This window comes from Streptomyces sp. NPDC005263, from assembly GCF_042872365.1.
Lineage (GTDB): Bacteria > Actinomycetota > Actinomycetes > Streptomycetales > Streptomycetaceae > Streptomyces.
Genome location: NZ_JBIAKJ010000003.1, coordinates 439739 through 464096, shown reverse-complemented (window position 1 = coordinate 464096; position 24358 = coordinate 439739). Strand labels below are relative to the sequence as shown.

The 24358-nt window shown below is 70.8% G+C and carries 21 protein-coding genes; 8 read left to right on the top strand and 13 right to left on the bottom strand.

The window, feature by feature from the left end; all coding sequences use genetic code 11:
- Positions 1–143: 143 nt before the first annotated feature.
- The gene (locus tag ACFYRY_RS15695) at positions 144–1154 is read left to right on the top strand and encodes a sigma-70 family RNA polymerase sigma factor (RefSeq protein WP_389144793.1); all 1011 of its coding nucleotides are present in this window, start codon (positions 144–146) and stop codon (positions 1152–1154) included.
- On the opposite strand, the gene ACFYRY_RS15690 is transcribed toward ACFYRY_RS15695, so the two are convergent.
- Positions 1038–1424: an STAS domain-containing protein gene (locus ACFYRY_RS15690; protein WP_389144790.1), complete on the bottom strand. Its 387-nt coding sequence runs from the start codon at positions 1422–1424 to the stop codon at positions 1038–1040. The genes ACFYRY_RS15695 and ACFYRY_RS15690 overlap by 117 nt on opposite strands.
- A gap of 152 nt (positions 1425–1576) precedes the next feature.
- Between ACFYRY_RS15690 and ACFYRY_RS15685 the strand changes: the two genes are divergently transcribed.
- A complete protein-coding gene (locus ACFYRY_RS15685; protein ID WP_389144788.1) occupies positions 1577–2500 on the top strand; it encodes an AEC family transporter in 924 nt (307 codons plus the stop codon).
- A gap of 124 nt (positions 2501–2624) precedes the next feature.
- Here the strand turns inward: ACFYRY_RS15685 and ACFYRY_RS15680 are convergent, their stop codons facing one another.
- The 7 genes from ACFYRY_RS15680 to ACFYRY_RS15650 form a co-directional block, all read right to left on the bottom strand.
- The gene (locus ACFYRY_RS15680) at positions 2625–3902 is read right to left on the bottom strand and encodes a thymidine phosphorylase (protein WP_389146240.1); all 1278 of its coding nucleotides are present in this window, start codon (positions 3900–3902) and stop codon (positions 2625–2627) included.
- An 82-nt stretch (positions 3903–3984) separates the two neighbouring features.
- Complete coding sequence (locus tag ACFYRY_RS15675) at positions 3985–4377, bottom strand: cytidine deaminase (protein WP_389144785.1); 393 nt, start codon at positions 4375–4377, stop codon at positions 3985–3987.
- Positions 4374–5660, bottom strand: coding sequence for an ABC transporter permease (locus ACFYRY_RS15670; protein WP_389144783.1), 1287 nt, complete (start codon positions 5658–5660; stop codon positions 4374–4376). The genes ACFYRY_RS15675 and ACFYRY_RS15670 overlap by 4 nt, the downstream gene beginning before the upstream one ends.
- Entirely contained in the window at positions 5660–6787 is a 1128-nt protein-coding gene (locus ACFYRY_RS15665; protein ID WP_389144780.1) for an ABC transporter permease, read from the bottom strand. The genes ACFYRY_RS15670 and ACFYRY_RS15665 overlap by 1 nt, the downstream gene beginning before the upstream one ends.
- A complete protein-coding gene (locus tag ACFYRY_RS15660) occupies positions 6784–8310 on the bottom strand; it encodes an ABC transporter ATP-binding protein (RefSeq protein WP_389146237.1) in 1527 nt (508 codons plus the stop codon). The genes ACFYRY_RS15665 and ACFYRY_RS15660 overlap by 4 nt, the downstream gene beginning before the upstream one ends.
- Positions 8311–8506: 196 nt before the next feature.
- Complete coding sequence (locus ACFYRY_RS15655) at positions 8507–9568, bottom strand: BMP family protein (RefSeq protein WP_389144777.1); 1062 nt, start codon at positions 9566–9568, stop codon at positions 8507–8509.
- Positions 9569–9895: 327 nt separating this feature from the next.
- Positions 9896–11119, bottom strand: a complete 1224-nt coding sequence (locus ACFYRY_RS15650; RefSeq protein ID WP_389144775.1) for an amidohydrolase — start codon at positions 11117–11119, stop codon at positions 9896–9898.
- 418 nt (positions 11120–11537) lie between these two features.
- On the opposite strand from ACFYRY_RS15650, the gene ACFYRY_RS15645 reads away from it, so the two are divergent.
- The gene (locus ACFYRY_RS15645) at positions 11538–12197 is read left to right on the top strand and encodes a class I SAM-dependent DNA methyltransferase (RefSeq protein ID WP_389144773.1); all 660 of its coding nucleotides are present in this window, start codon (positions 11538–11540) and stop codon (positions 12195–12197) included.
- A 68-nt stretch (positions 12198–12265) separates the two neighbouring features.
- Here the strand turns inward: ACFYRY_RS15645 and ACFYRY_RS15640 are convergent, their stop codons facing one another.
- The 4 genes from ACFYRY_RS15640 to ACFYRY_RS15625 form a co-directional block, all read right to left on the bottom strand.
- Entirely contained in the window at positions 12266–13354 is a 1089-nt protein-coding gene (locus ACFYRY_RS15640; protein ID WP_389144771.1) for a hypothetical protein, read from the bottom strand.
- A 168-nt stretch (positions 13355–13522) separates the two neighbouring features.
- Positions 13523–14461 carry an N-acetylneuraminate synthase family protein gene (locus ACFYRY_RS15635; RefSeq protein WP_389144768.1) on the bottom strand — a complete coding sequence of 313 codons (939 nt, stop codon included), beginning with the start codon at positions 14459–14461 and terminating at the stop codon, positions 13523–13525.
- Positions 14462–14474: 13 nt separating this feature from the next.
- Positions 14475–15719: a cytidylyltransferase domain-containing protein gene (locus ACFYRY_RS15630; protein WP_389144765.1), complete on the bottom strand. Its 1245-nt coding sequence runs from the start codon at positions 15717–15719 to the stop codon at positions 14475–14477.
- 92 nt (positions 15720–15811) lie between these two features.
- A complete protein-coding gene (locus ACFYRY_RS15625; RefSeq protein WP_389144763.1) occupies positions 15812–17158 on the bottom strand; it encodes a DUF6716 putative glycosyltransferase in 1347 nt (448 codons plus the stop codon).
- 198 nt (positions 17159–17356) lie between these two features.
- Here ACFYRY_RS15625 and ACFYRY_RS15620 point away from each other — a divergent pair, with 198 nt between their 5' ends.
- The 5 genes from ACFYRY_RS15620 to ACFYRY_RS15600 all read left to right on the top strand — a co-directional run bounded on the left by ACFYRY_RS15620 (position 17357) and on the right by ACFYRY_RS15600 (position 22612).
- Positions 17357–18343, top strand: a complete 987-nt coding sequence (locus ACFYRY_RS15620) for a glycosyltransferase family 2 protein (protein WP_389144760.1) — start codon at positions 17357–17359, stop codon at positions 18341–18343.
- Entirely contained in the window at positions 18343–19689 is a 1347-nt protein-coding gene (locus ACFYRY_RS15615) for an alpha-2,8-polysialyltransferase family protein (RefSeq protein WP_389144757.1), read from the top strand. The genes ACFYRY_RS15620 and ACFYRY_RS15615 overlap by 1 nt, the downstream gene beginning before the upstream one ends.
- 202 nt (positions 19690–19891) lie before the next feature.
- Positions 19892–20935, top strand: coding sequence for a glycosyltransferase family 2 protein (locus ACFYRY_RS15610; protein WP_389144754.1), 1044 nt, complete (start codon positions 19892–19894; stop codon positions 20933–20935).
- Positions 20925–21341 carry a GtrA family protein gene (locus ACFYRY_RS15605; protein WP_389144751.1) on the top strand — a complete coding sequence of 139 codons (417 nt, stop codon included), beginning with the start codon at positions 20925–20927 and terminating at the stop codon, positions 21339–21341. The genes ACFYRY_RS15610 and ACFYRY_RS15605 overlap by 11 nt, the downstream gene beginning before the upstream one ends.
- Positions 21338–22612 carry an NAD(P)/FAD-dependent oxidoreductase gene (locus ACFYRY_RS15600; RefSeq protein WP_389144748.1) on the top strand — a complete coding sequence of 425 codons (1275 nt, stop codon included), beginning with the start codon at positions 21338–21340 and terminating at the stop codon, positions 22610–22612. Before ACFYRY_RS15605 ends, ACFYRY_RS15600 begins: the two co-directional genes overlap by 4 nt.
- Here the strand turns inward: ACFYRY_RS15600 and ACFYRY_RS15595 are convergent.
- Positions 22595–24355: a hypothetical protein gene (locus tag ACFYRY_RS15595; RefSeq protein WP_389144745.1), complete on the bottom strand. Its 1761-nt coding sequence runs from the start codon at positions 24353–24355 to the stop codon at positions 22595–22597. The two genes, ACFYRY_RS15600 and ACFYRY_RS15595, sit on opposite strands and share 18 nt — an antisense overlap.
- Between the last annotated feature and the right edge of the window lie 3 nt (positions 24356–24358).

The following is a 24358-nucleotide window of genomic DNA, read 5'->3' as shown; positions in this document are numbered from 1 at the left end:
CCCTGGCACCGACCCTCGCGCGACTTGGCCCTGACCTGCACGTTTCCCCACTCGCCAGGCCGTTGTCAGACCCCTGCGGTAGCTTCCAAGTGCTGGGCGCAAAGCGGCGCCCGGCATGGAACGGCCACAGGGGTGGGTGGACGATGGGCGGCACAACGGCGACGGACCTCGACGTCAGACTGGAGAAGCACCGGACCGAGCTGACCGGGTACTGCTATCGCATGCTCGGCTCCTCCTTCGAGGCCGAGGACGCGGTGCAGGACACCATGGTCCGGGCGTGGCGCAGCTACGAGAAGTTCGAGGGCCGCTCCAGCCTCCGCTCGTGGCTGTACCGCATCGCGACCAACGTCTGCCTGGACATGTTGACCGCCGGCAACAAGCGCGCCCGGCCGATGGACCTCACGGAGTCCACGCCCCTCGCGCAGGCCGCCCTCTCCCCGCGCCCGGACCACACCTGGCTGGAGCCCATGCCGGACGGGCGGGTGCTGCCGACGACCGAGGACCCGGCGGAGCGGGCCGTCGCCAAGGAGTCCGTGCGGCTCGCCTTCATGGCGGCCCTGCAGCAGCTGCCGCCCAAGCAGCGCGCGGTGCTGATCCTGCGCGAGGTGCTGGCCTGGAAGGCGAGCGAGGTCGCGGAGCTGCTCGGTACGTCCGTCGCGTCGGTCAACAGCGCGCTGCAGCGGGCCCGCGCGACACTCGCCGAACGGGAGCAGCACGGCGCCGACGCGGCCGTGTCCGACCCGCTGGACGAGGAACAGCAAAAGCTCCTGGACCGCTATGTGGCGGCGTTCGAGGGCTACGACATGACGGCGCTGACGGCCCTGCTGCACGAGGACGCCATCATGACGATGCCGCCGTTCGACCTGTGGCTCACCGGCCACGACGACATCACGGGCTTCATGACGACGCTCGGCGCGGCCTGCGCGGGCTCCCGCCTGCTGCCGGTCCAGGTCAACGGCCTGCCCGGGTTCGCCCAGTACAAGCCGGACCCGGACCAGGGCGGCTTCGCCCCGTGGGCGGTCCAGGTCCTCGAGATCTCAGACGGCCGGATCACCGGGTTCCACTGCTTCCTCGACACCCAGCGCTGGTTCCCGCTGTTCGGGCTGCCCCTCCACCTCGAAGCGGAGGCCGACCAGGTCGAGCAGAGCGTGTAGGGCGGGGGTGGGGTCGCGCAGCCGGATCCGGCCCCCGGCCCGTCTGGCGGTGAGATCCAGGCGGGCCAGCAGGTCGACGGCGCCCAGCCCCGGTGGTCCCAGCCCCGCGACATCGCACACCACCGTCCGGGCGCCGGTGGTGTCCAGCAGCCTGCGCACGTCGTCGCACAGGCCGGTCACCTCGTCTCGGGCGACGGGGCCGACCAGCGTGAGTACAGCGGGTGTCATGGCGTCCACGATCGGTAGACCGGGCAGGCGGGCGTAACTCATCGCGGCCCGCGACCCCGGCCGCGGCAGTGGGCTGCCCACCGACCGAGATCACATTGACCTGCGGCTCTCCTTCCCCGGATGGTTAGCTGTATGTCCCACACATCAGCACCGCCCTGGATACCGCACGCTCTCCTCCCGGTCGCGGAGGTCCCGTGCAGGGGGTGCTGACCGGGTTCGCGGTCATCGCGGTGGTGATCGGCGTCGGCTATGTCATCGGGCGCGGCGGCCACCTCGGTGAGCACGGCCGCGAGGTACTGAGCAAGCTGGCCTTCCATGTGGCGTCCCCGGCCCTGCTGTTCACCACGCTCGCCCGTGCCGACCTGTCGGTGATCTTCTCCAGCCGGCTGCTGGTGACCGCGCTGAGCACGGCAGCGGCGGCGGGGCTGTTCGTCGCGGCGGGTGTCGTACGCGGCTGGGGTGTGGGCCGCACCACGATCGGCGCGCTGTGCTCCAGTTACGTCAACTCGGGCAACCTCGGCATCCCGATCGCCGTGTACGTCCTGGGCGACGCCTCACTGGTGGCGCCGGTGCTGCTGTTCCAGCTGCTGCTGGTCACCCCGGTCGCCCTGACGATCCTGGACCTGTCGGGCATGGACGGCGAGGAGGGTCCCCTGTGGCAACGGCTGCTCACCCCTCTGCGCAACCCGATCGCGCTGGGCTCGCTGGCCGGGGTCGCGGTCTCGGCGTCCGGCCTGCGCGTGCCGGCGGCCGTCATGGACCCGGTGACCCTGATCGGCAACATGTCCGTCCCGGCGGTCCTGCTCGCCTTCGGCATCTCCCTGTGCGGGAGCACGATGCCGGGCCGGGGCCCCGACCGGCACCTCGTGCTGCTGTCGGTCGCGTTGAAGTCGGTGGGCCAGCCGGCGGTGGCCTGGGCGCTGGCGGCGGGGGTGTTCGGTCTGCACGGGGCCCTGCTCCTGGACGTCGTGGTGACGTCGGCCCTCCCGGCCGCGCAGAACCTGTACACGTACGCGTCGCGTTACGGCGTGGGCGAGCGGTTGGCCCGGGACTCGATCCTGGTGTCGACGGTGCTGGCGGTGCCGGTGCTGGTGGTGGTGGCGACGCTGCTCGGGTGAGTCAGTTCCCGGGGAACTCGCTGGTGTCGATGACGAGGCCGAAGGGCGCGGGGAGAGCCCACCACGGCGAACGGGACCGGCGGCGGTCCACCGATCCCGTTCACCTGTACGAGGAAACCGCAGCTCAGGCGATACGTTCCAGCACCACCGGCGACGCCGTGAACGCCGTCCCCGGGGCCGCGACGTCGTAGGAACCCTCGACCGCCTGGAGGGCGTACTCGAAGCGCTCGGGGGTGTCGGTGTGCAGGGTCAGCAGGGGCTGGCCCTCGGTCACCGTGTCGCCGGGCTTGGCGTGGAGTTCCACGCCCGCGCCCGCCTGCACCGCGTCCTCCTTGCGGGCGCGTCCCGCGCCCAGGCGCCAGGCGGCGACGCCGATGCCGTAGGCGTCCAGGCGGGTCAGGACGCCGGAGGCACCCGCCTTGATGACGTGCTGTTCGCGTGCCACCGGCAGCTCCGCGTCCGGGTCGCCGCCCTGGGCCGCGATCATGCGGCGCCACACGTCCATCGCGGAGCCGTCGGCCAGGGCCTTCGCCGGGTCGGCGTCCTTCAGGCCGGCCGCGTCCAGCATCTCGCGGGCCAGGGCCAGCGTCAGCTCGACCACGTCCGACGGGCCGCCGCCCGCCAGGACCTCCACGGACTCGCGGACCTCCAGCGCGTTGCCGGCGGTGAGGCCGAGCGGGGTCGACATGTCGGTGAGCAGGGCGACCGTCTTCACGCCGTGGTCGGTGCCCAGGCCCACCATCGTCGAGGCCAGCTCGCGGGCGTCCTCGATGGTCTTCATGAAGGCGCCGGTGCCGACCTTCACGTCCAGGACCAGCGAACCCGTCCCCTCGGCGATCTTCTTCGACATGATCGACGAGGCGATGAGGGGGATCGCCTCGACCGTTCCCGTGACGTCCCGCAGCGCGTACAGCTTCTTGTCCGCCGGGGCCAGACCGTCACCGGCCGCGCAGATCACCGCGCCCGAGCCGTGCAGCACGGACAGCATCTCCTCGTTGGAGAGCAGTGCCCGCCAGCCCGGGATCGACTCCAGCTTGTCGAGGGTGCCGCCGGTGTGGCCGAGGCCGCGGCCCGACAGCTGCGGGACCGCCGCGCCGCACGCGGCGACGAGGGGCGCCAGCGGCAGCGTGATCTTGTCGCCGACGCCGCCCGTGGAGTGCTTGTCGGCCGTCGGACGGGACAGGGACGAGAAGTCCATGCGCTCACCGGAGGCGATCATCGCGGCCGTCCAGCGGGCGATCTCCCGGCGGTTCATGCCGTTGAGCAGGATGGCCATCGCGAGCGCGGACATCTGCTCGTCGGCGACCACCCCGCGGGTGTACGCGTCTATGACCCAGTCGATCTGCTCGTCGCTGAGCTCACCGCGGTCCCGCTTGGTGCGGATGACCGAGATGACATCCATCGACAACAGCGTCATGGCTTTCCTTCCGGACGTTCACGTGCGCGGCCCCCCTGAGATGCAACTCAGAGGGGCCGCACGGGAGTTACTTGGCGAGATGGTCCGGCCCGAAGGCCTGCGGCAGCATCTCGGAGAGCGGCAGTACGCCCGCCGGGGTCTCCAGCAGCAGGCCGGGCCCGCCGAACTCGTACAGCAGTTGGCGGCACCGGCCGCACGGGACCAGGACCTCGCCCCGGCCGTCCACACAGGTGAAGTGCGTGAGGCGACCGCCGCCCGTGTTCTGCAGCTGGGAGACCAGCCCGCACTCGGCGCACAGGCCGAGACCGTACGAGGCGTTCTCGACGTTGCAGCCGGTGACCGTACGCCCGTCGTCGACCAGGGCCGCCACGCCGACCGGGTAGCCGGAGTACGGGGCGTAGGCCCGCGCCATGGCGGACCGGGCGTCCGCACGCAGCTGGTCCCAGTCGACGTCGGTCACTTGCCCTGTCCCTTCCGGTACCGCATTCCGTCCGCCTTGGGCATGCGCAGGCGCTGCGCCGACAGCGACAGCACCAGCAGCGTGACCACGTACGGGGTGGCGCCCACGAAGTCGCTCGGCACCTCGTCGGTGAACAGGTACCACAGCAGGACGAGCGCGCCGACGAAGAGGCTGATCCCGGCCTGCCAGTGCGCCTTGCGGTACAGCTTCCAGCCGGCCAGCCCCACGAGGAGCACGACCAGCAGGAGCAGCAGCGCGTGGACGGTCTCGCCGCCGTTGCGCAGCTGCAGCGCGTCGGAGTAGCCGAACAGGCCCGCGCCCATGGCGAGTCCGCCGGGGCGCCAGTTGCCGAAGATCATGGCCGCGAGGCCGATGTAGCCACGCCCGCCGGTCTGGTTCTCCAGGTAGGTGTGCGAGGTGACCAGCGCGAGGAAGGCGCCGCCGAGGCCGGCCAGGCCGCCGGAGACGGCCACCGCCGCGTACTTGTAGGTGTAGACGTTGACGCCGAGGGACTCCGCGGCGGTCGGGTTCTCACCGCAGGAGCGCAGCCGGAGGCCGAACGCGGTGCGCCACAGCAGCCACCAGCTGCCGACGAAGAGCAGGATGGCGAAGAGCGTCACCACGGACAGGTCGGTGACCAGGCCGCCGAGGATGCCCGCGATGTCGGAGACCAGGAACCAGTGGTGGTTCTCCAGGGACTTCAGGCCGTCCGAGAGACCGGGCACGTCGATGGTGGGCAGCGAGTCCACCGGCGGTGACTGCTTGGGGTTGCCGCCCGCGTCGGCCGCCGCGCCCTCCGAGAAGAAGATCTTGGCGAGGTACTGGGTGGTGCCCAGCGCGAGCAGGTTGACCGCGACACCGGAGACGATGTGGTCGACGCCGAAGGTGATGGTCGCGACCGCGTGCACCAGGCCGCCGAGGACACCGAAGCCGATGCCGCACAGCAGTCCGAGCCAGGGGTTGGACTGCCAGCCGATCCAGCCGGCGCCGAAGGTGCCGAGGATCATCATGCCCTCGAGGCCGATGTTGACCACGCCGGACCGCTCGGACCACAGGCCGGCCAGACCGGCGAGGCCGATGGGCACCGCGAGGCCGAGGGCGGCGGAGACCTGGCCCTCGGAGGTGAGCTGGTTGGAGCCGGTGATGACGCGGACCGCGGCGACGAGCAGCAGCGCGCCCGCGACGATCATGAGGATCTGGCCGGTCGAGCGGCTCGAACGGCCGTTTTTGGTGTCCGCCTTGGGAGCCGCGGGGGGCGGCGTGTCGATCATCGTGGCAGTCATCACGCCACCTCCTGCTTCAGGGTCGGGGCGGCGGCCTGGGCGGCGAGCTCGGCGCCGACGCGTTGCTGCTGGCGCTTCAGACCGTAGCGGCGTACGACCTCGTAGGCGATCACGACGCACAGGACGATGACGCCCTGGATGACGCCGAGGATCTCCTTGTCGTAGCCCTCGAACTCCAGGTGGTTGGTGGTGCGCTCCAGGAAGCCCCACAGGAGCGCGCCGAGCGCGATGCCGACCGGGTTGTTGCGGCCGAGGAGGGCGATCGCGATGCCGGTGAAGCCGATGCCCGAGGGGAAGTCGTTGCTGAACTGGTGGCTGTCGTTGAGCAGGGTCGGCATGCCGATCAGTCCGGCCACCGCGCCCGAGATGACCATGCTGGTGGCGACCATCTTCTTCACGGAGACACCGCTCGCGGTGGCCGCGCTCTCGGACTGGCCGACGGTGCGCAGGTCGAAGCCGAACTTGGTGCGGCCGAGCACGAACCAGTACGCGACCCCGACGAGCACGGCGATGACGATGAAGCCCCACAGCACGCCGGCCGGGCCGGTGTCGATGCTGAAGAAGTACGAGGACTTCGGCAGCGGCGTGGTGGAGATGACCGTGCCGCCGCTCTGGAGTTCGGCGAGCTTCCCCGGCTGCAGCAGGAAGGCGATGATCGCGGTGGCGATCGAGTTCAGCATGATCGTCGAGATGACCTCGCTGACGCCGCGGGTCACCTTCAGGATGCCCGCGATGGCCGCCCACAGGGCGCCGGTCGCCATGGCGCACAGGATGATCAGCGGGATGGCGATCCAGCCGGGGACGGTCAGCGCGCCGCCGAGCACGGCGGCGAAGAACGCGGCGATCCGGTACTGGCCGTCGACGCCGATGTTGAACAGGTTCATACGGAAGCCGATGGCCACCGCGACACCCGCCAGGTAGTACGTCGTCGCCTTGTTCAGGATGTAGACCTGGCTGTCGCTGGCGGAGCCGTAGGTCAGCATGTCGCTGAAGGCGGAGCCCGGGTTCTTGCCGGTGGCGAGGATGACCAGGGCGGTGACGACGAGCGCGGCGACGATCGCCAGCAGCGGCGCCGCGATGCCGAGGAGCAGCCGCTCCCTGTCGATGCGTTGGGTCAGCTTCTTCATCGGTCGTCGTCCTCTGTGTGCTCCAGGTGGCCGGTTGCCGCACCCGTCATGGCGGAGCCCAGCTCCTCGGGGGTGATCGTGGCGGGGTCGGCGTCGGCGACCAGGCGGCCGCGGTACATCACCCGCAGGGTGTCGGAGAGCCCGATGAGCTCGTCCAGGTCGGCGGAGATCAGCAGCACCGCCAGGCCCTCGCGGCGGGCCTCGCGGATGTGATCCCAGATCGCGGCCTGCGCGCCGACGTCCACACCGCGGGTGGGGTGGGCGGCTATCAGGAGCTTGGGCGCGTGACTCATCTCGCGGCCGACGATCAGTTTCTGCTGGTTGCCGCCGGACAGCGAGGCGGCGGTCACGTCGATACCGGGCGTGCGGACGTCGTACGCCTTGATGATGCGCTCGGTGTCGCTGCGGGCGGCCTTGATGTCGAGCAGCTGACCGCGGGAGTTGGGCCGCTCGCTGACGTGGCCGAGGACGCGGTTCTCCCACAGCGGCGCTTCGAGGAGCAGGCCGTGGCGGTGGCGGTCCTCGGGGATGTATCCGACGCCGGCCTCGCGGCGGTGGCGGGTGGGGGCGTGCGAGATGTCCTTGCCGTCGAGGGTGATGGCGCCGGCGTCGGGGTCGCGGATGCCCATGATCGCCTCGACCAGTTCGGACTGGCCGTTGCCCTCCACACCGGCGATGCCGAGGACCTCGCCCCGGTGGATGGTGAAGGAGATCGCGTCGAGGATGATCCGCTCGACGCCGTCGAGGTCCGTCTGGCTCAGGTGCAGCTTGTCCACCGTGAGCAGCGGGACGTCGGTGACGGTGGACTCCTCGGTCTCCGGCGTGGGCAGTTCGCTGCCGACCATCAGCTCGGCGAGCTGCCTGGAGGTGGTGCCGGCCGGCTCGACCGTGCCGACGGTGGTGCCGCGCCGGATGACGGTGATCTCGTCGGCCACCGACAGGACTTCGCCCAGCTTGTGGGAGATGAAGATGACGGTGAGCCCCTCGGCCTTCAGCTCACGCAGGTTGTCGAAGAGGGCCTCGACCTCCTGCGGCACCAGGACGGCGGTGGGCTCGTCCAGGATGAGGGTCTTGGCGCCCCGGTAGAGGACCTTGAGGATCTCCACGCGCTGGCGGTCGGCGACGCCGAGTTCCTCCAGGAGGACGTCGGGCCGGACGTTCAGCCCGTACGCGTCGGAGATCTCCTTGATCCTCGCGCGTGCTCTCGCGCCGATGCCGTGCAGTTTCTCCGCGCCCAGGACGACGTTCTCCAGGACGGTGAGGTTGTCGGCGAGCATGAAGTGCTGGTGCACCATCCCGATGCCGCGCGCGATGGCGTCGGCGGGGTTGTGGAAGGTGACCCGCTCGCCGTTCACGGTGATGGTGCCCTCGTCCGGCTGCTGCATGCCGTAGAGGATCTTCATCAGGGTGGACTTGCCGGCGCCGTTCTCACCGCACAGGGCATGGACGGTGCCCGTGCGGACGGTGATGTCGATGTCACGGTTGGCGACGACGCCGGGGAATCGCTTGGTGATGCCGCGCAGTTCGACGGCAGCGGGAGGGCTGGACGCGTTGATGGCGCACTCTCCTGAGGGAAGGGGCTGCGTAGGGGAGGGCAGGCGTCGGCGACGCTAGCGCGGCAACTCCATGCTACACGCGTAGAGTTGACACATTGTTATGGCCCGGCGCGGGGGCTGCGGTACACCCCCTCGCCGGGCCACGGTCCGGCGAACCGTCAGGTCACGGGGTGGTCTTGACCTTGATGGAGCCGTCGACGATCTTCTTCTTGGCCTCGTCCAGCTTGGACTGGATGTCGTCGATGAAACCACCGCTGGTGGCCAGCGAGACACCGCCCTTGGCGAGCGAGTAGTTGTTCTGGCCCGACAGCGGCTTGCCGTCGTGGACGGACTTGACGAAGTCGTAGACGCCGACGTCGACGTTCTTGACCATCGAGGTCAGGATCGAGTTCTTGTACTTGGCCAGACCGGGGATGTTGTACTGGTCCGAGTCCACGCCGATCGCCCAGGTGCCCTTGGCGCCCGCGACGGCCTCGATCGCGCCGTTGCCGGAGGAGCCGGCCGCCGTGTAGACGACGTCGGCGCCGTTGTCGAGCATGCCGGACGCGGCCTCCTTGCCCTTGTCGGGGCTGGAGAAGCCGGAGAGGTCGGAGCCGTGGGTCAGGTACTGGACGTCGACCTTGACCTTCGGCTTGGTGTCCTTGACGCCCTGGACGTAACCCGCCTCGAACTTCTTGATCAGCGGGGTGTCGACGCCGCCGACGAAGCCGACGTGGTCCTTCTTGGTCTTCAGCGCGGCGGCCACACCGGCCAGGTAGGAGCCCTGCTCCTCGGTGAAGGTGATGCTGTCGACGTTCTTGGCCTCGACCACCGAGTCGACGATGCCGAAGCTGACCTTCGGGTACTTCGCGGCTATCTTGCCCATCGAGGTGGCGTACGAGAAGCCGACACCGATGATCGGGTTGTAGCCCGCGTCGGCCAGGTCCGAGAGGCGCTGCTCGCGGTCGGCCTCGGTGTCGGAGGTCTTGGCGGTCAGCTCCTTGATCGAGCCGCCGAACTCGGACTTGGCCTTGTCGGCCCCGCGCCCGGCGGAGTCGTTGAAGGAACGGTCACCACGGCCGCCGACGTCGAAGGCGAGGCCGATCTTGATGCCGTCGCCGCCGGAGGAGGCCGAGGAACCCTTGTCCTCGGACTTCTCGGAGGAGGTGCTGCCACAGGCAGTGGCAGTCAGTGCGAGTGCTGCGGTTGCGATACACGCAGCGGAAAGCTTTGCTACCCGGCGCACGGGAGGCTCCTTCACCTGACCTGAGCGCCGGCTTCGGCGCTTCATGTGAGCACCTTGGTGAGTGCTCGGGCCCGGACGCCCCTGCGGCGTCGGCTTCGCGGCATCGTAACGCGCGTAGATGTCAGAAAAAGACCTACTCCAAAGCCGTTATCGATTCGAGGCAAACGGCATCTGAACTCAGCGTCTTGTCGCTTCGCGCCGCTTGTTGCGGGCAGTTCACGATTGGCTCACAACCGTGTTGCGCCCAGGCGCTGTTCGCGGCTAACGGCGAGACGGCTTCAGCGGCGAAACGGCCTTGTGAGGGCCGTTTCGCCGGCCGTCTCCTCGTCAGCGCTCGGCCGCGTCCAGCAGCGCCGCCGCCGTGAACAGCTCCACACCCACCGTGATCGCCGACTCGTCGGCGTCGAAGTCGCCCTGGTGGAGGTCGCGCACGGTGCGCTCGCCCGGGGTGCGGACGCCGAGGCGGGCCATCGCGCCGGGGACGTGCTGGAGGTACCAGGAGAAGTCCTCGCCGCCGAGGCTCTGCTCGGTGCCCTCGACGGAGTCGGGACCCCGGCGGGCCGTCATGGCGTCGCGCAGGAGCGCGGTCGCCCCGGAGTCGTTGACCACGGGCGGGACGCCTCGGATGTAGTTGATCTCCGACTTGGCCCGGTGCAGATTGGCGACCTCGTCGATCGCGGCGACCACGATGTCGGGGGCCTGCCGCCAGGCGTCGATGTCCAGGCAGCGCACGGTCGCGGAGAGTTCGGCGTGCTGCGGGATGACGTTCGGGGCGTGGCCCGACTCGATCCGGCCCCAGGTGACGGCGAGTCCGGCGCGGGTGTCGACGCGACGGCCGACCAGCGCGGGCACGTCGGTGACGACCCGGGCGGCGGCGGTGACGAGGTCGGTCGTCAGATGGGGGCGGGCGGTGTGGCCGCCGGGGCCGTCGAGGGCGACCTCCAGCCGGTCGCAGGCGGAGGTGATGGCACCCTCGCGCAGCCCGATCCGCCCGGCGTCGACGCGGGGGTCGCAGTGCACCGCGATCATCCGCCCGACGCCTTCCAGCACCCCGCAGTCGATGGCGTCGGCGGCGCCGCCGGGCAGCACCTCTTCGGCGGGCTGGAAGATCAGCCGCACCGGCCGGGGCAGCAGGCCCTGCCGGTTCAGCTCGGCGAGCACCAGGCCGGCGCCGAGCACCACGGTGGTGTGCACGTCGTGGCCGCAGGCGTGCGCGCGGTCCGGCACGGTGGAGCGGTACGCGCACTCCGTCTTGGTGTCCGGGATGGGCAGGCCGTCGATGTCGGCGCGGAGGGCGAGCACGGGCGTGCCCCCGTCCGGCTCGCCGATGTCACACACGAGCCCGGTGCCGACGGCGAGTACCCGCGGTTCCAGTCCGGCCCTCTCGAGCCGTTCCTTGATCGCCGCGGTCGTGCGGAACTCCTGGTTGCCGAGCTCGGGATGCATGTGCAGGTCGCGCCGGAACGCGACGAGCTCGGCACGGAGCGCCTCGGGAAGTGCTCCGGGAAGCAGGGCTTCCCCCGGAAGATCGACCTCGGACTCTAGCGGCATCAATTGCTTCACCCTCTGAAGGGTAGGACGCCCGACCGGTCTACTGACCCTCGATCAACAAAGTTCAGCCCCTTAGGGGAAGAAAATCTGATCGCCGGACGCATATGTACCGTTCGGGATGGGTACACTCGCCGGATTTCCGGCCGAGTGGCTGCCGTACGGCATCCATCCCTCTCTTCACGGATACCACGCCTGACGGAAATGAGACCGGTCTGTTCATCTGTCGGACGGTTGGGGACGGACGCCCCGAAGGGCCCGTACCACGCGTTTCGCCCCGGAAAACACCAGGTCAACCTCCCAGATGAGGCGGTCGCGGCGGCTCGGCCGACCGAGGGGCGGTGTGGAGGAGCCCACACTGCGCCGGTACTCCGGCGAAGAGACGGGTGGCGCTGGCGGCGCGGCGCTAGGGTGCGGCAGCGTGAGTGCTGATGATCCGGAGTTCATAGCGGCCGCACGACGCTCCTACGACGCCATCGCCGGCGCCTACCGCGAGCGTCATCCCGACGGTCTGGGCGACAGACCCCTGGAGCGCGGGCTGCTCACGGCGTTCGCCGAGCTGGTGCGGGCCCAGGGAAGCGCGCCGGTGGCGGACCTCGGCAGCGGGCCCGGGCAGGTGACCGCCCGGCTGCACGCCCTGGGTGTACCGGTCTTCGGGGTCGACGTGTCGCCGCGGACCGTGGAACTGGCCCGCCGGGCCCACCCCGGGCTCCGGTTCCACGTGGGGTCCCTGACGTCCCTGGATCTGCCGGACGCCTCCCTCGGCGGGATCGTCGCCCTCTACTCGATCATCCACGTTCCCGACGAGTACCTCACGGAGACGTTCGCCGGGTTCCACCGGGTCCTGGAGCCCGGCGGGCACGTCCTGCTCGCGTTCCAGTCGGGGGACGAGGACGACCGGTCACGGCTCACCGAGCGCTTCGGCCAGGCGGTCTCGCTCGACTACCACTGGCGTACCCCCGAGACCGTGACCGGCCACCTCACCAAGGCCGGCCTGCGCCTGAAGGCCCGCGTGCTGCGGGAGCCGGAGGACGACGAGACCCGGCCGCGCGCCTTCCTGCTGGCGAGGAAACCGGCGTAGGAGCCGCAGGCGGCCCAGCTTCGGGGAGACGGCGGAGGCAAGCGGCTGCGGAGCCCCAGGGGCGGCCCTCAGACCGCGGTGACCGCCGACAGCCTGGTCACGTCCCGGGCCGTGCCCGTGACCCCGGACAGGAATCCCTGGGCCCGCGGTGAGGCGTTCTCGGTGAGCCAGGCGGGGTCGATGTCGCAGACCGCGACCCGTACCTCCGTGCCGGACAGGGCCAGCGGGAGGGTGTGGACGACGGTCGAGGGGAAGCTGAGGATGGTCCGGCCGACCGGGCCGCGGCGGGCGATCAGCTCCAGCGGGAGGTCCGGGCGGACGATCTCCAGGCCCGTCTCCACGGCCAGCCGGTGGAGCTTGTCGGTGCTCTCGCGGCGGTGGGCGAAGTAGCGGGTCGCCCCGTGGGCCTTGGCCAGGGTCTGCACCGCCGTCAGGTACCGGTCCGCGTCGACGACTCCCGTCTCCACCAGGGAGGTGCCGACCATGTCCGCGCCCTTGGTGATGCGGGGCGGGCCGAAGCGGGCGCGGGTCCAGGCGAAGGTGTTCGCGGTGACCGTGACACCGGCCGGGGGGTCCGTCATGGGCATGGAGGAGAAGATCTCCACCCGGCGCCGCTCGCTCGGCGTCAGCCGCCTGCGGGCCACCGAGGACACCGGCGCGAACACCAGGTCCCGGGGGCCGGGGCGGCCGCCCTTGCGGTGCCAGCGCACCAGGCGCTCGCCGCTGGCCAGCTGGGCGACGAACTCCATGGTCGCCGTGCCGTCGTCGACCACGACCAGGTCGCGGGCCCGGGTGATGGTCAGCAGCAGCTGTACGTAACGGGAGAACGGGTCCCCCAGGACGATCCGGTCGGCCCGCCGGAGCATCCCGGTCAGGCCGCCGACCGTCTGGAACGGGGCCAGCGGGCCGCCCCGTGCCTCCTCCCAGCGGACCTCGTGGCCGCACTCGCGGGCGAGCTCGGCCATGCGGCGCAGCTGGCCGCGGGTCATGGGGTCCATCGGGGACAGGACGACGAGGGTGAGCCCTGCGCCGGGCGCGCGCTGGTCTTCCCGCGCGAGCGCGTGCTCGTGCGCCCACTCCAGCACGTTCAGCAGCTGTACCGGACTCTCCACGAAGGCGAGAGTGCGGGGGCCGGCGGACCCGGCGCGGGGGCTCATCTACGGACGACCGTCCCGTCGTGAGTGATTCTCTGGGGGGTTGTTCTTCGGGGGTGGTGCTTTGGAGGTGATGCTCCGGAGGCGGGGTCGGCCCCGGTCCTCCGGAGGTGGTGCTCCGGAGGCGGGGTCGATCCCTGTCCTCCGGAGGTGGTGCTCCGGAGCTGCGGGTCAGACCGAGACCGGCTCGCCCGCGGCCGCGGCGATCTCCGCCTCGGCGACGACACCGGAGACGCGGCGCAGCTTCTTCATCGGGCCGAGCTCGGACTCGTAGACCTTCTTCACGCCGTCACCGAGGGAGGCCTCGATGGTGCGGATGTCGCGCACCAGGCGGGTGAGGCCCTGCGGCTCGACGGAGGCGGCCTGGTCGGAGCCCCACATCGCGCGGTCCAGGGTGATGTGACGCTCGACGAAGGTGGCGCCGAGGGCGACCGCCGCGAGGGTGGTCTGCAGGCCCGTCTCGTGGCCGGAGTAGCCGATCGGGACGTTCGGGTACTCGGCCTGCAGGGTGTTGATCACGCGGAGGTTGAGCTCCTCGGCCTTGGCCGGGTAGGTCGACGTGGCGTGGCAGAGCAGGATGTTGTCGCTGCCGAGGACCTCGACGGCGTGGCGGATCTGCTTCGGCGTCGACATGCCGGTGGAGAGGATCACGGTGCGGCCGGTGGCGCGCAGCTCGCGCAGCAGCTCGTCGTCGGTCAGCGAGGCGGAGGCGACCTTGTGGGCGGGCACGTCGAACTTCTCCAGGAAGGCGACGGCCTCGGTGTCCCACGGGGAGGCGAACCAGGCGATGTTCTTGCTCTTGGAGTACTCGTCGATCTGGCGGTACTCGTCCTCGCCGAACTCGACCCGGTGGCGGTAGTCGATGTAGGTCATGCGGCCCCAGGGGGTGTCGCGCTCGATGTCCCACTGGTCGCGCGGGGTGCAGATCTCCGGGGTGCGCTTCTGGAACTTGACGGCGTCGCAGCCGGCGTCCGCGGCGGCGTCGATCAGCTTGAAGGCGTTCTCGAGCTCACCGTTGTGGTTGATGCCGATCTCGCCGACCACGTAGACGGGGTGGCCGGGGCCGGCGGTCTTCGAACCGAAGGTGCGCAGACGGGAGTTGGTGCTCATGGCAGGACGTTCCTTACTTGTTGAGGGAGTCGAGAGAGGGGCCGAGGATCCAGCTGGCGATCTCTCGGATCGCGCCGTCGCCACCGGGGACGGTGGTGACCGCGCGTGCGGCGCCGCGCACGACGTCGTGGGCGCTCGCGACCGCCACGGGCCAGCCCACGAGGGCGAAGCACGGGAGGTCGTTGACGTCGTTGCCGACGTAGAGCACGCGCTCAGGCGCGATGCCCTGCTCCTCGCACCACTGCTTCAGTGCGAGGTCCTTGCGGTCGATGCCGTGCAGGACCGGGATCTTGAGTTTCCGGGCCCGGGCGGCGACGACCGGGTTCTGCTCCGTGGAGAGGATCAGCATGTTCAGGCCGCTCCTGCGCAGGGCGGCGATGCCGAGGCCGTCCCCGCGGTGCACGGAGACGAACTCCTTTCCATCGGCGTCGATCAGCACCCGGTCATCGGTCTGGGTGCCGTCGAAGTCCAGTACGACCGCGTCGATGTCGTCGGCGGTCGGCAGCGAACCGGGGCGGTTCGCGTCGAAGAAGGGGGCCAGCGCGCGGGCGCGGGCCAGCTCGTGCGGGTCGTCGATCTCCAGGACGCGGGCCGGGTCCGTGCGGACGAGTTCCGTGTGACCGAAGAAGCGGTGCTGGTGCTTGCGGAAGCCCGTCGCCTCCATCGCGTAGGCGGCGCCGGTCTCCAGGAGGTCCTGGGGGCGGTCCTGGCGGCGGGGGCGGAAGGACTTGTCGTGGTTGACGCCGTAACCGCCGGTGTCGTCGGCCGAGTTGATGCCGTCTTCCGCGTCCCGCCAGATGAAGCCGTGGAAGGGCGCCACGGTCACCGCGGTGTCGGCGCCGTTCTCGACGACCGCGCCGGCCACGCCGTCGATGTCCTCGCGGAGGATGAAGGGGCTGGTGCACTGCACGAGCAGGACGACGTCGACGGGCGACCCGTGCAGGGCCTCGTGGGCGTCCATGGCGTGCAGGACGGCGGCCTCCGAGGTGGCCGTGTCACCGGCGATGGCGGCGGGCCGCAGCACGACCTCGGCGCCGGCCTGGCGGGCGGCGGCCGCGATGGCCTGGTCGTCGGTGGACACCACGACGTCCGTCACCAGCCGGGTGGCCCGGCACTCGCGCACCGCCCGCGCCACCAGCGGAACGCCGCCGACGGGGGCGAGGTTCTTCGCGGGCACGCCCTTGGAGCCGCCGCGCGCCGGGATGACCGCGAGCACCCGGCGGACCGAAGCGCCCGCGTGTGCCGGGGAGTCAGACATGGATTGCACTCCTTGCGCAGAGTTCGCAGAGTTCGCAGAGCTGGGGAGGGCGGCGGAGCCGCCCGACAGGGGCGCGGCACTTCCCGGGGCGCTCACAGCTCCCCCATCCGCCGAATGACGGGCGCCACCCGCTGCACCCCGTGCCGGTAGGCCCCCCGCGCGGCCCGGCGCACGATCTGCCGGACAGGCCCGGGCTCCTTGTCGGCCGAGGGTGCCCCCGGCAGAACGCTGCCGTCGGGGCCGAGGTGGTGGCGGGCGAGGATGCCGGGCAGGTAGCCGGGGGCGGTAGACGGTGTGTAGTACGGGGTCAGGGGCGCGAGGCCGCCGGGGCGGCCGAGCAGCTTGGCGATGCGTTCGCGGGCCGCGTCGAAGGCGGTGGCGTACGAGCCGTCCGTGGCGACGCCCTGCCGGGCCACCCACTCCTCGTCGGGCGTCGGCCGGTGTCCGGCGTCCAGCTGGTCCCAGGAGGCGAGGCACCCGGAGCCGACGAAGTGGTGGTTGCCGAGGACCTCGCGCACGCCCAGGTCGGTCAGGACGACCGTGGGGATGCGCCGGTGCAGGGACTCGAGCGCGGCCGTCGAGCTGACGGTGACCAGCAGGTCGGTCCGGTCGAGGACCTCGCCCATGTTCCCGTACACCAGGCGGAAGTTGGCCGGCGGGTCGAGCCGCTGGACCAGCTTCTGGTACGGCTCTTCCTCGATGTGCGTGGTGTGTTCGCCCGGCTTGGAGCGCAGCTTGAGCAGCACCTCGCGCTCGGGGTGCAGCCGGGCGTGCTGGATCAGCCGCTTCAGCAGATACGTACGGTCCTTGCGGCTGTCCGGCACGGACGGCTGCACCGCGAACACCACCGTGTAGGGGTCGTGTTCGCCCTCGTACGGGGCCCCGCCGAGGAACGGCAGCGCCACCTCGGTCACCGCGGAGGCGTCGGCGCCCACCCCCTCGTACACGGCACGGAACCGCTCCGCGTCCTGGCGGGAGTTGGCGAGGACCAGGTCCGCGCCGTGCCGCAGCAGCAGGCCGTCGGTGAGCTTCTCGTAGACGACGCCGACGTAGCCGGTGACGACGACGGGACGCTTCTCCCGGCCCTCCCACACCCGCTTGAGGCCGTGCAGCATCGCCTGCACCCCGCCGCCGACGAGGGCGAGCACGACGAGGTCGTACGACTCCTCCGCCATGGCGCGCAGGAACTCGACGGCCGTCACCTCCCGCAGGGACTCCGCGCGCACCCCCACTTCCTCCAGCTGGCGGGGGGTGGGCGTGGCCCGTCCGCGCAGCAGGAATCCGTCCAGCGCGGGACGGACTTGCGTGTCCTCGCGGGATGCGGCTTCCATGGACGGATCGGGAACGATGCGGTCCGCGGTCAGCGCACCCCATTTCCAGCGGGTGTCCGAGTCCGCGAGGACGGCGATTCGCGGGGGGTTCGTTGTACTTGACGGCACGACGACGACGCTAGGAAGCAATTTCTAGGTCCGGCCCAACCGTGACTCAACGAAAAGTTAACAACAGCCCACCGGAAGCCGAACTGGCCCGTCGCGGAGCGGAAAGTACACTGGATGCACCGTTCCGACACATTGAGTTCACCCTCTGTACGGGCACCGGAAAGTTGCGCAGCCGGGCAGCCTCCTAGGGTTTTGCAGGTGCCAAAGCTTTCCGTGATCGTGCCGTTCTACAACGTGCAGCAATTCGCCCCGGACACCCTCCGAAGCCTTCGCCTGAATGCCCGGCCGGACTTCGAGTTCGTGCTGGTCGACGACAAATCCAAGGACGAGACCCCGGCCATTCTCGAACGGGCGGCCGATGAGCTGTCGGACGTCGCGCAGGTGCGTCTGATCCGCCACGACGAGAACGGGGGGCTCGCCACCGCCCGCAACACCGGCCTGGACGCGGCCCAGGGCGAGTACCTGACGTTCCTGGACGGCGACGACTGGCTGGCCCCCGGCTACCTCTCCGAGCTGGTGGCGGCCATCGAGGAGCTGGACGTCGACTTCGTCCGCACCGACCATGTGCAGGCCACCGCCCGCGCCCGGACCGTGCACCGGGTCCCGGTCGGCCGCCGCCACGAGGTACTGAACCCGCGTGAGGCGATCCTGCCCGCCGACCGCACCACCTCCGTGGACTACGCCTACGCCTGGGCCGGCGCCTACCACCGCCGCCTGCTGGACCGGGGCCTGCTGCACTTCACCGACGGGCTGCGTACGGCCGAGGACCGGCCGTGGATCTGGAAGCTGCACCGTGAGGCGGAGTCGTTCGCGGTGGTGAGCCTGCTGGGCGTGTTCTACCGGCGCGGGGTCGCCTCCTCACTGACCCAGATCGGCGACGCCCGCCAGCTCGACTTCATCCGCGCCTTCGACCAGGTGATCGAGGAGACGGCCGGCGACCGGGACGCCGACCGGCTGCTGCCGAAGGCGGTGCGCACCTACTGCGCGATCATCGCCCACCATCTGTCCGACGAGTCCAAGTGGGAACCGGCCGTGGCCAAGCAGCTGCGGGCGATGAGCGCGGCGGCGATCCAGCGCATGCCGCAGGACGCGCTCGGTGACGTACTCGAGACCATGGACATCCGCCGTTCCGCCAAGCTCCGGCGGCTGCGGCGCCGGGTCACCACACCGAAGGCGGCCGCCTGATGCCCCTCCTCAGCCCTCGTGGCACCACCCAGATCCTCTGCGCCTCGACGCTGTACGGGGCCGCCACCCTGGCCGCCGCGATCGACTCCGACCTGTTCGCGGAGCCGGACCGCCGGGTGCTGCTGGTCTTCAACAACTCCGCCACCCCGGAGACCACCCCGGCCCTCGACACCATGCCGGGCTTCGAGCCGCTGCGCAGCCACTTCGACGAGGTGCTGTCGTGGAACGAGGCCATCCGCCCCTTCCACCCGGGGGCCTGGTCCCCGCGCCCCGACGACATCCCGCTGCTCGAGCGCTATCTGCGGCTGCTGTGGGGGCTGGGTGACGACCGGATCGAACTGGTCCTGGAGTCCATCCAGGTCACTCCGGCCCTCACGGTGGCCCAGCTGTTCACCGACGCCCCCGTGGACGTCTACGCCGACGGCCTGATGAGCTACGGCCCGACCCGCAACAAGATCGACCCGCTGGTCGGCACCCGGGTGCGCCGGCTGCTGCACCTGGACCTGGTGCCGGGTCTGACGCCGATGCTGCTGACCGAGTTCGACGTGCCCGCGCACCTGGTGCCGACCGACGCCTTCCTGAAGGTGATGGGTGAACTCACGGCGTCCGTGGACGAGTTGCCCCGCCTGCCGGAGGACGCGGCGCTGCTGCTCGGCCAGTACCTGTCCGCGCTGGACATACTCTCCCCCGCCGAGGAGGAGGACCTCCATGTGCGGATGATGCGCGGGGCGGTGCGGCGCGGGCACCGGACTGTCGTCTTCAAGCCGCACCCCACCGCACCGGCCCGCTACAGCCGCGCCCTGGAGACCGAGGCCGAGAAGCTCGGGGTGGACCTCACCGTCCTGGACACGCCGGTGCTGGCCGAGGTGCTGTTCGAGAAGGTCCGGCCCGCGCTGGCCGTCGGCTGCTTCTCCACCGCGCTGTTCACCGCGTCCACGTTCTACGACCTGCCGGTCGCCCGCATCGGCACCGAGCCGCTGCTGGAACGGCTCGCGCCCTACCAGAACAGCAACCGGGTGCCCGCCGTGCTGGCCGACGCCGTCCTGCCGGACCTGGAGGACGGGGCGGGCGAGGACGCGGTCCCGGCCGACGAACTGGGCGACCTGGTCACCGCGGTCGGTTTCAGCATGCAGCCGCAGATCTACCCGTCCCTGCGGCCGGCCGCGGAACGCTATCTCGCGAAGCGCTTCCGGGCACGCACCCGGCGCTATTTCAAGCGCAAGCGGCTCACCGCGCTGGGGCTGCCGGGCGGCATCCCGCAGCGGCTGGCGTTCCTGCCCCGCAACTCCACGGCACGTCGGGTGGTGCGGCGGGCGCGGGCCCTGAAGAAGGCCGTACGCCGCTGAGCGAATCAACCTGATCTGCTGTACTCCGCTTGCCCACTTCTCGGAATAGATCCTTCCGTATAACACCGGGAGTGAAGAGAAACGGGGAAGTCGGCTTCCGGACGGAATCTGTTCGGCCGGGGTTCACGAAGGCTCCATAGCTTCCCCCAATGCGTCAGACAGTTTTCGGGTCAATCCCGTTCGATTCCTCGGCCGGGTCCACATGACCCAGCAGGACATACGATCGCCCGCCGCCCCGGCACCCGTCGTCCTCACGGCTGTGGAGCCGGGGCCCGCGCGGCGGCCGCTCATCTCGTACGTCCTGCCGGTCTACAACGAGCAGGACGGCATCGCGGCCTTCCACGCCGAGCTCACCGCCGCCCTGGCCGGCCGGCCGGACCTGGACGTGCAGTTGGTGTACGTCAACGACGGGTCCACCGACGGCTCGCTCCCGATCCTCAAGGACCTCGCGGAACACGATCCGCGGGTGCGGGTGGTCGACTTCGCCCGCAACTTCGGGCACCAGATCGCCATCACCGCGGGCCTCGACCACGCCGAGGGCGACGCGGTGATCGTGATGGACACCGACCTCCAGGATCCGCCGAAGGTCAGCCTGGAGCTGGTCGACGCCTGGCGCGAGGGCGCCGACATCGTGCACGCGCGCCGCCGCAGCCGGCAGGACAGCGCCTTCAAACGGGCCACCGCGCACGCCTACTACCGCGTCCTGCGCGCCTCCACCGACGTGGACATCCCGCTGGACACCGGGGACTTCAGGCTGCTGGACCGCAAGGTCGCCGACGAGCTGCGCAGGTACCGCGAGCGCAGTCGCTTCGTACGCGGCATCGTCGCCTCGATGGGCTACCGGCAGCGGGAGGTGTCCTTCGACCGCGACGAACGGTTCGCGGGCGAGACCAAGTACCCGCTGCGCAAGATGGCCCGGCTCGCGGTCGACGGTGTCACCAGCTTCTCCACCGCTCCCCTGAAGATGATCACCCGGCTCGGTTTCGGGGTGCTCGCGCTGTCCCTGGTCGGCATCGTGTACGCGCTGGCCATGAAGTTCTTCCGGCCCGAGATCACGGTGTCCGGCTGGACGATGCTGATGTGTGTCGTGCTGTTCCTTGGCGGCACGCAGATGCTGTCCCTGGGTGTCATCGGCGCGTACATAGGGCGTATCTACAGCGAGGCCCAGGGGCGCCCGCTGTACCTGGTGCGCGAGGTGCTCGGCACCGCCGACGGGGACGAGCGGGGCGGTGACGGTGACCGCTGAGACCACGGCCCCGCCGGCCCCCGCGCCCACCTCGCGGACCCTGCGCCAACTGGTCCGGTACACCCTGATCGGCGGCAGCGGGGTCGCCCTCGACCTCGTGGTGTTCCTGCTGCTGCACAACCTCGCCGGGATGGACGAGCAGCTCGCCAACGTGATCAGCACGACCCTCGGCATCGCCAACAACTTCGTCCTGAACGCGCGGTTCACCTTCGACCGGCGCGACCGGATGGTCCTGCGCTTCCTGCGCTTCTACGCCGTGGGCCTGACCGGCATCGCCCTGACGTATCTGCTCTTCCTCGTCTTCACCGACGGGCTGGGGATCGACGCGAACCTGGTCAAGGCGGGTTCGCTGCCGCTGGTCCTGGCGCTCCAGTTCGTGCTCAACAGAAAATGGAGCTTCGCATGAACCTCGGCATCATCGGCGCGGGTGCCACCGGCCTGACCGCCGCCTGGGACGCCGTACGGGCGGGCCACCAGGTGACCCTGCTTGAGGCGGCCGCCGAACTGGGCGGTCTGGCGGCCTCGTTGGAGGTGGGCGGGGTACCGCTGGAGCGCTACTACCACCACATCTTCCGCAGCGACAAGGCGATGATCGCCCTGATCGAGGAGCTGGGGCTCGGCGACGCGCTGCGCTTCCACCGGCCGACCACGGGCATCTACCGGGGCGGCCGGCTCATCGACTTCACCACCCCGTTCGACATGCTGCGCTTCCCGGAGTTCTCCCCGGTGGACGCGGTCCGCTTCGCCGGTTCCTCGGCGCTGCTGAAGGCGGTCCGGAACGGAGAGCGCTTCAACGACCTGACCGCGCTCGCCTGGCTGCGCCGCTGGGCCGGCAAGAAGGCCACCGCGGCGATCTGGGAGCCGCTGCTGCGGGGCAAGTTCGGCGACCGCGCCGAGCGGGTGTCGATGGCCTGGCTGTGGGCCCGGATCCACTGCCGCACCTTCGAACTCGGCTATGTGGACGGCGGTTTCGAGCGGGTGTACGCCGCACTGAGGGACGGGATCGAGGAGCGCGGCGGCAAGGTCGAGTTCGGCAAGGCGGTGGAGTCGATCCGGCAGTCCGTCGACGACGCTGCCGCGCCTGCCGTGGTGACCTGCGCGGACGGCTCGACGTACGAGTTCGAGCGGCTGATCGTCACCACCCCGCAGCCCGCCTTCGCCAAGGCGGCGGGGCTGCCCGCCGACCACGCGGTGTGGAAGAACCAGTACCTGGGCGCGACCTGCTTCGTGCTGGAGTTGGACCGCAGCGTGATCCCGTACTACTGGCTCAACATCAACGAGCCCGACTTCCCGTTCCTCGCGGTGGTCGAGCACACGAAGATGATCGACCCGTCCGTGTACGGCGGCCGGCACATCCTCTACGTCGGCAACTACGTCGAACGCGAGGACTGGCGCTTCACCACCGAACCGGCCGAACTGCTGGCCAGGTTCACGCCCTACCTGCGCCGCGTCAACCCGGACTTCGACGAGTCCTGGATCAAGGACTGGCACTTCTCCAAGGCCGGTTTCGCCCAGCCGGTGGTGACCCCCGAGTACCGCGCCCTGATCCCGCCCCACGAGACCCCGATGAGCCGCGTCACGCTGGTGACGATGGCCCAGATCTACCCCCAGGACCGGGGGCAGAGCTACTCGGTGGCGCTGGCTCGGGAGGTCACCGCGTCACTGGGGCTGCGCTGAGGGCCTGCGGGTGCACAGCACCGTCGTGGGGCCGCCCGTCGAGCGCGGGCAGTCGTACACGGCGGTGACGCGTCGCCACAGTTCCTTGTCGACCCGGGCGGGGCGGAACCAGGCGCGGTCCAGGATGGCGTAGGGGGCCGGGTCGTGGTCGACGCAGTTCTCGTTCTCGCGGAAGGACTTCAGTTCGGTGACGTCCGGGAGGTAGCGGGTGCGCTGGAGGAACGTGGCGATCGGGTAGCGGCACCGCGCGGGGTGGTCGACGTAGTACGTGGTGTCGCCGAAGGCCAGGTAGAGGACCGGGGCGCCGTCGGGCATCCGGGCGCGGAGCCGGTCGGCCTCCGCCTCGGTGTCGCGCATCCCGGCCAGGTATCCGGCGTTGGTCATCCTGACCTTGCCGTACTGCACCAGGTGCGGGGAGCCGGGCCACATGCTCGCGGCCAGGCAGACGACTCCGGTGAGGGTGACGGCGGCCAGGGCGGCGGGCCGGACGCCGCGCGCGGGGCGGGGTTCCGTCTCCTGGTCCCGGACCCGGACGCGGGAGCGGGCCTCCAGCATCACGTCCAGCACCGCCGCGATCAGGGCGAGGAACCCCAACGCCCAGACCAGGTACGGCCGTTGCAGTGCCCCGTCCGCGCCGGCGTACAGCACCGGCAGCGCGCCGTACAGCAGGGACACGGCGCCGAAGCACCACGGCGAGCGGCGGGCGCCGCCCACGGCGATGCCCCACAGGGCGGCGGCGAGCACCGGCATCTGGGCACCGTGGTACAGGAACCAGTTGCCCTGCACGACGACGACCGCCTGTGCGCCCAGGCCGATGGTGAACGCCACCAGGGCCAGTTCGATCCGCCGGCCCCGCCCGGGCACCCGGGCCAGCACCAGCAGCAGCGCCCCCGGGAGCAGGAGCAGCACCGGGCTCTGCACCGCCCGGTCGGCCAGGAAGTCCGCCGTGCGGTCCAGGATGAAGCCGGGGTGGATGCCGGTGCGGCTGAGCGCCGACTGGTTGATCTGCGGCATGTCCTCGGTCCACTGCCACTCGTGGGACCCGCCGAGCACGCTCAGCCCGAACAGGGCCACCGCCGCGGGCACCCCGACCAGCGCGAGCCGTACGGCCCGGCCCCGGTCGACGGCGTACACGAGGAGCACGCCGATGGCGGCGGTCGCGGCGGTGGAGTACTTCATCATCACGGCGAGGCCGAGCGGCAGCGCGGCGAGCAGGGCCGCGGGCCACGGCCGGGACGGGCCGAGTCCGGCGGCGACGCCGAACACCGTCAGCACCACCGCCGCCCACTCCGGCTGGAGGAAGTCGTTGCGGGGCGCCAGGATCAGGGCGAGGCCGGTGGCGCCCGCCGTGAGGGCCGCCTCGCGTCCGGTGACCCGGCGGGTCAGCGCCAGGTGCAGGGCGTAGGCCGACGCGGCGGCGAGCAGGATGCCCGTCGCCCCGATCACGGCCTCGCGGACGGCCGGCGTACCGCCGAAGGAGACCCGGTCGAGGCCGGCGACGAACCACCGGTAGAAGTACGGCCGGTGGGTGAAGACCTCCGACGGCGAGTAACCGGCCTTCGCGCCGGTGCGCAGGGCACCGAGGACGTAGTGCAGGTCACCGGTGAGGCGGCGGGTGGCCGCGGTGTACACCACGGCCGCCACGGCGGGCAGGGCGACCACCGGCCACCAGGACGGTGACCGGCGGTCGTCCGCACGCGACCGTGCCTCGGCGGGGGTGTCGTCGGCCAGGGCGGTCGCCATCGG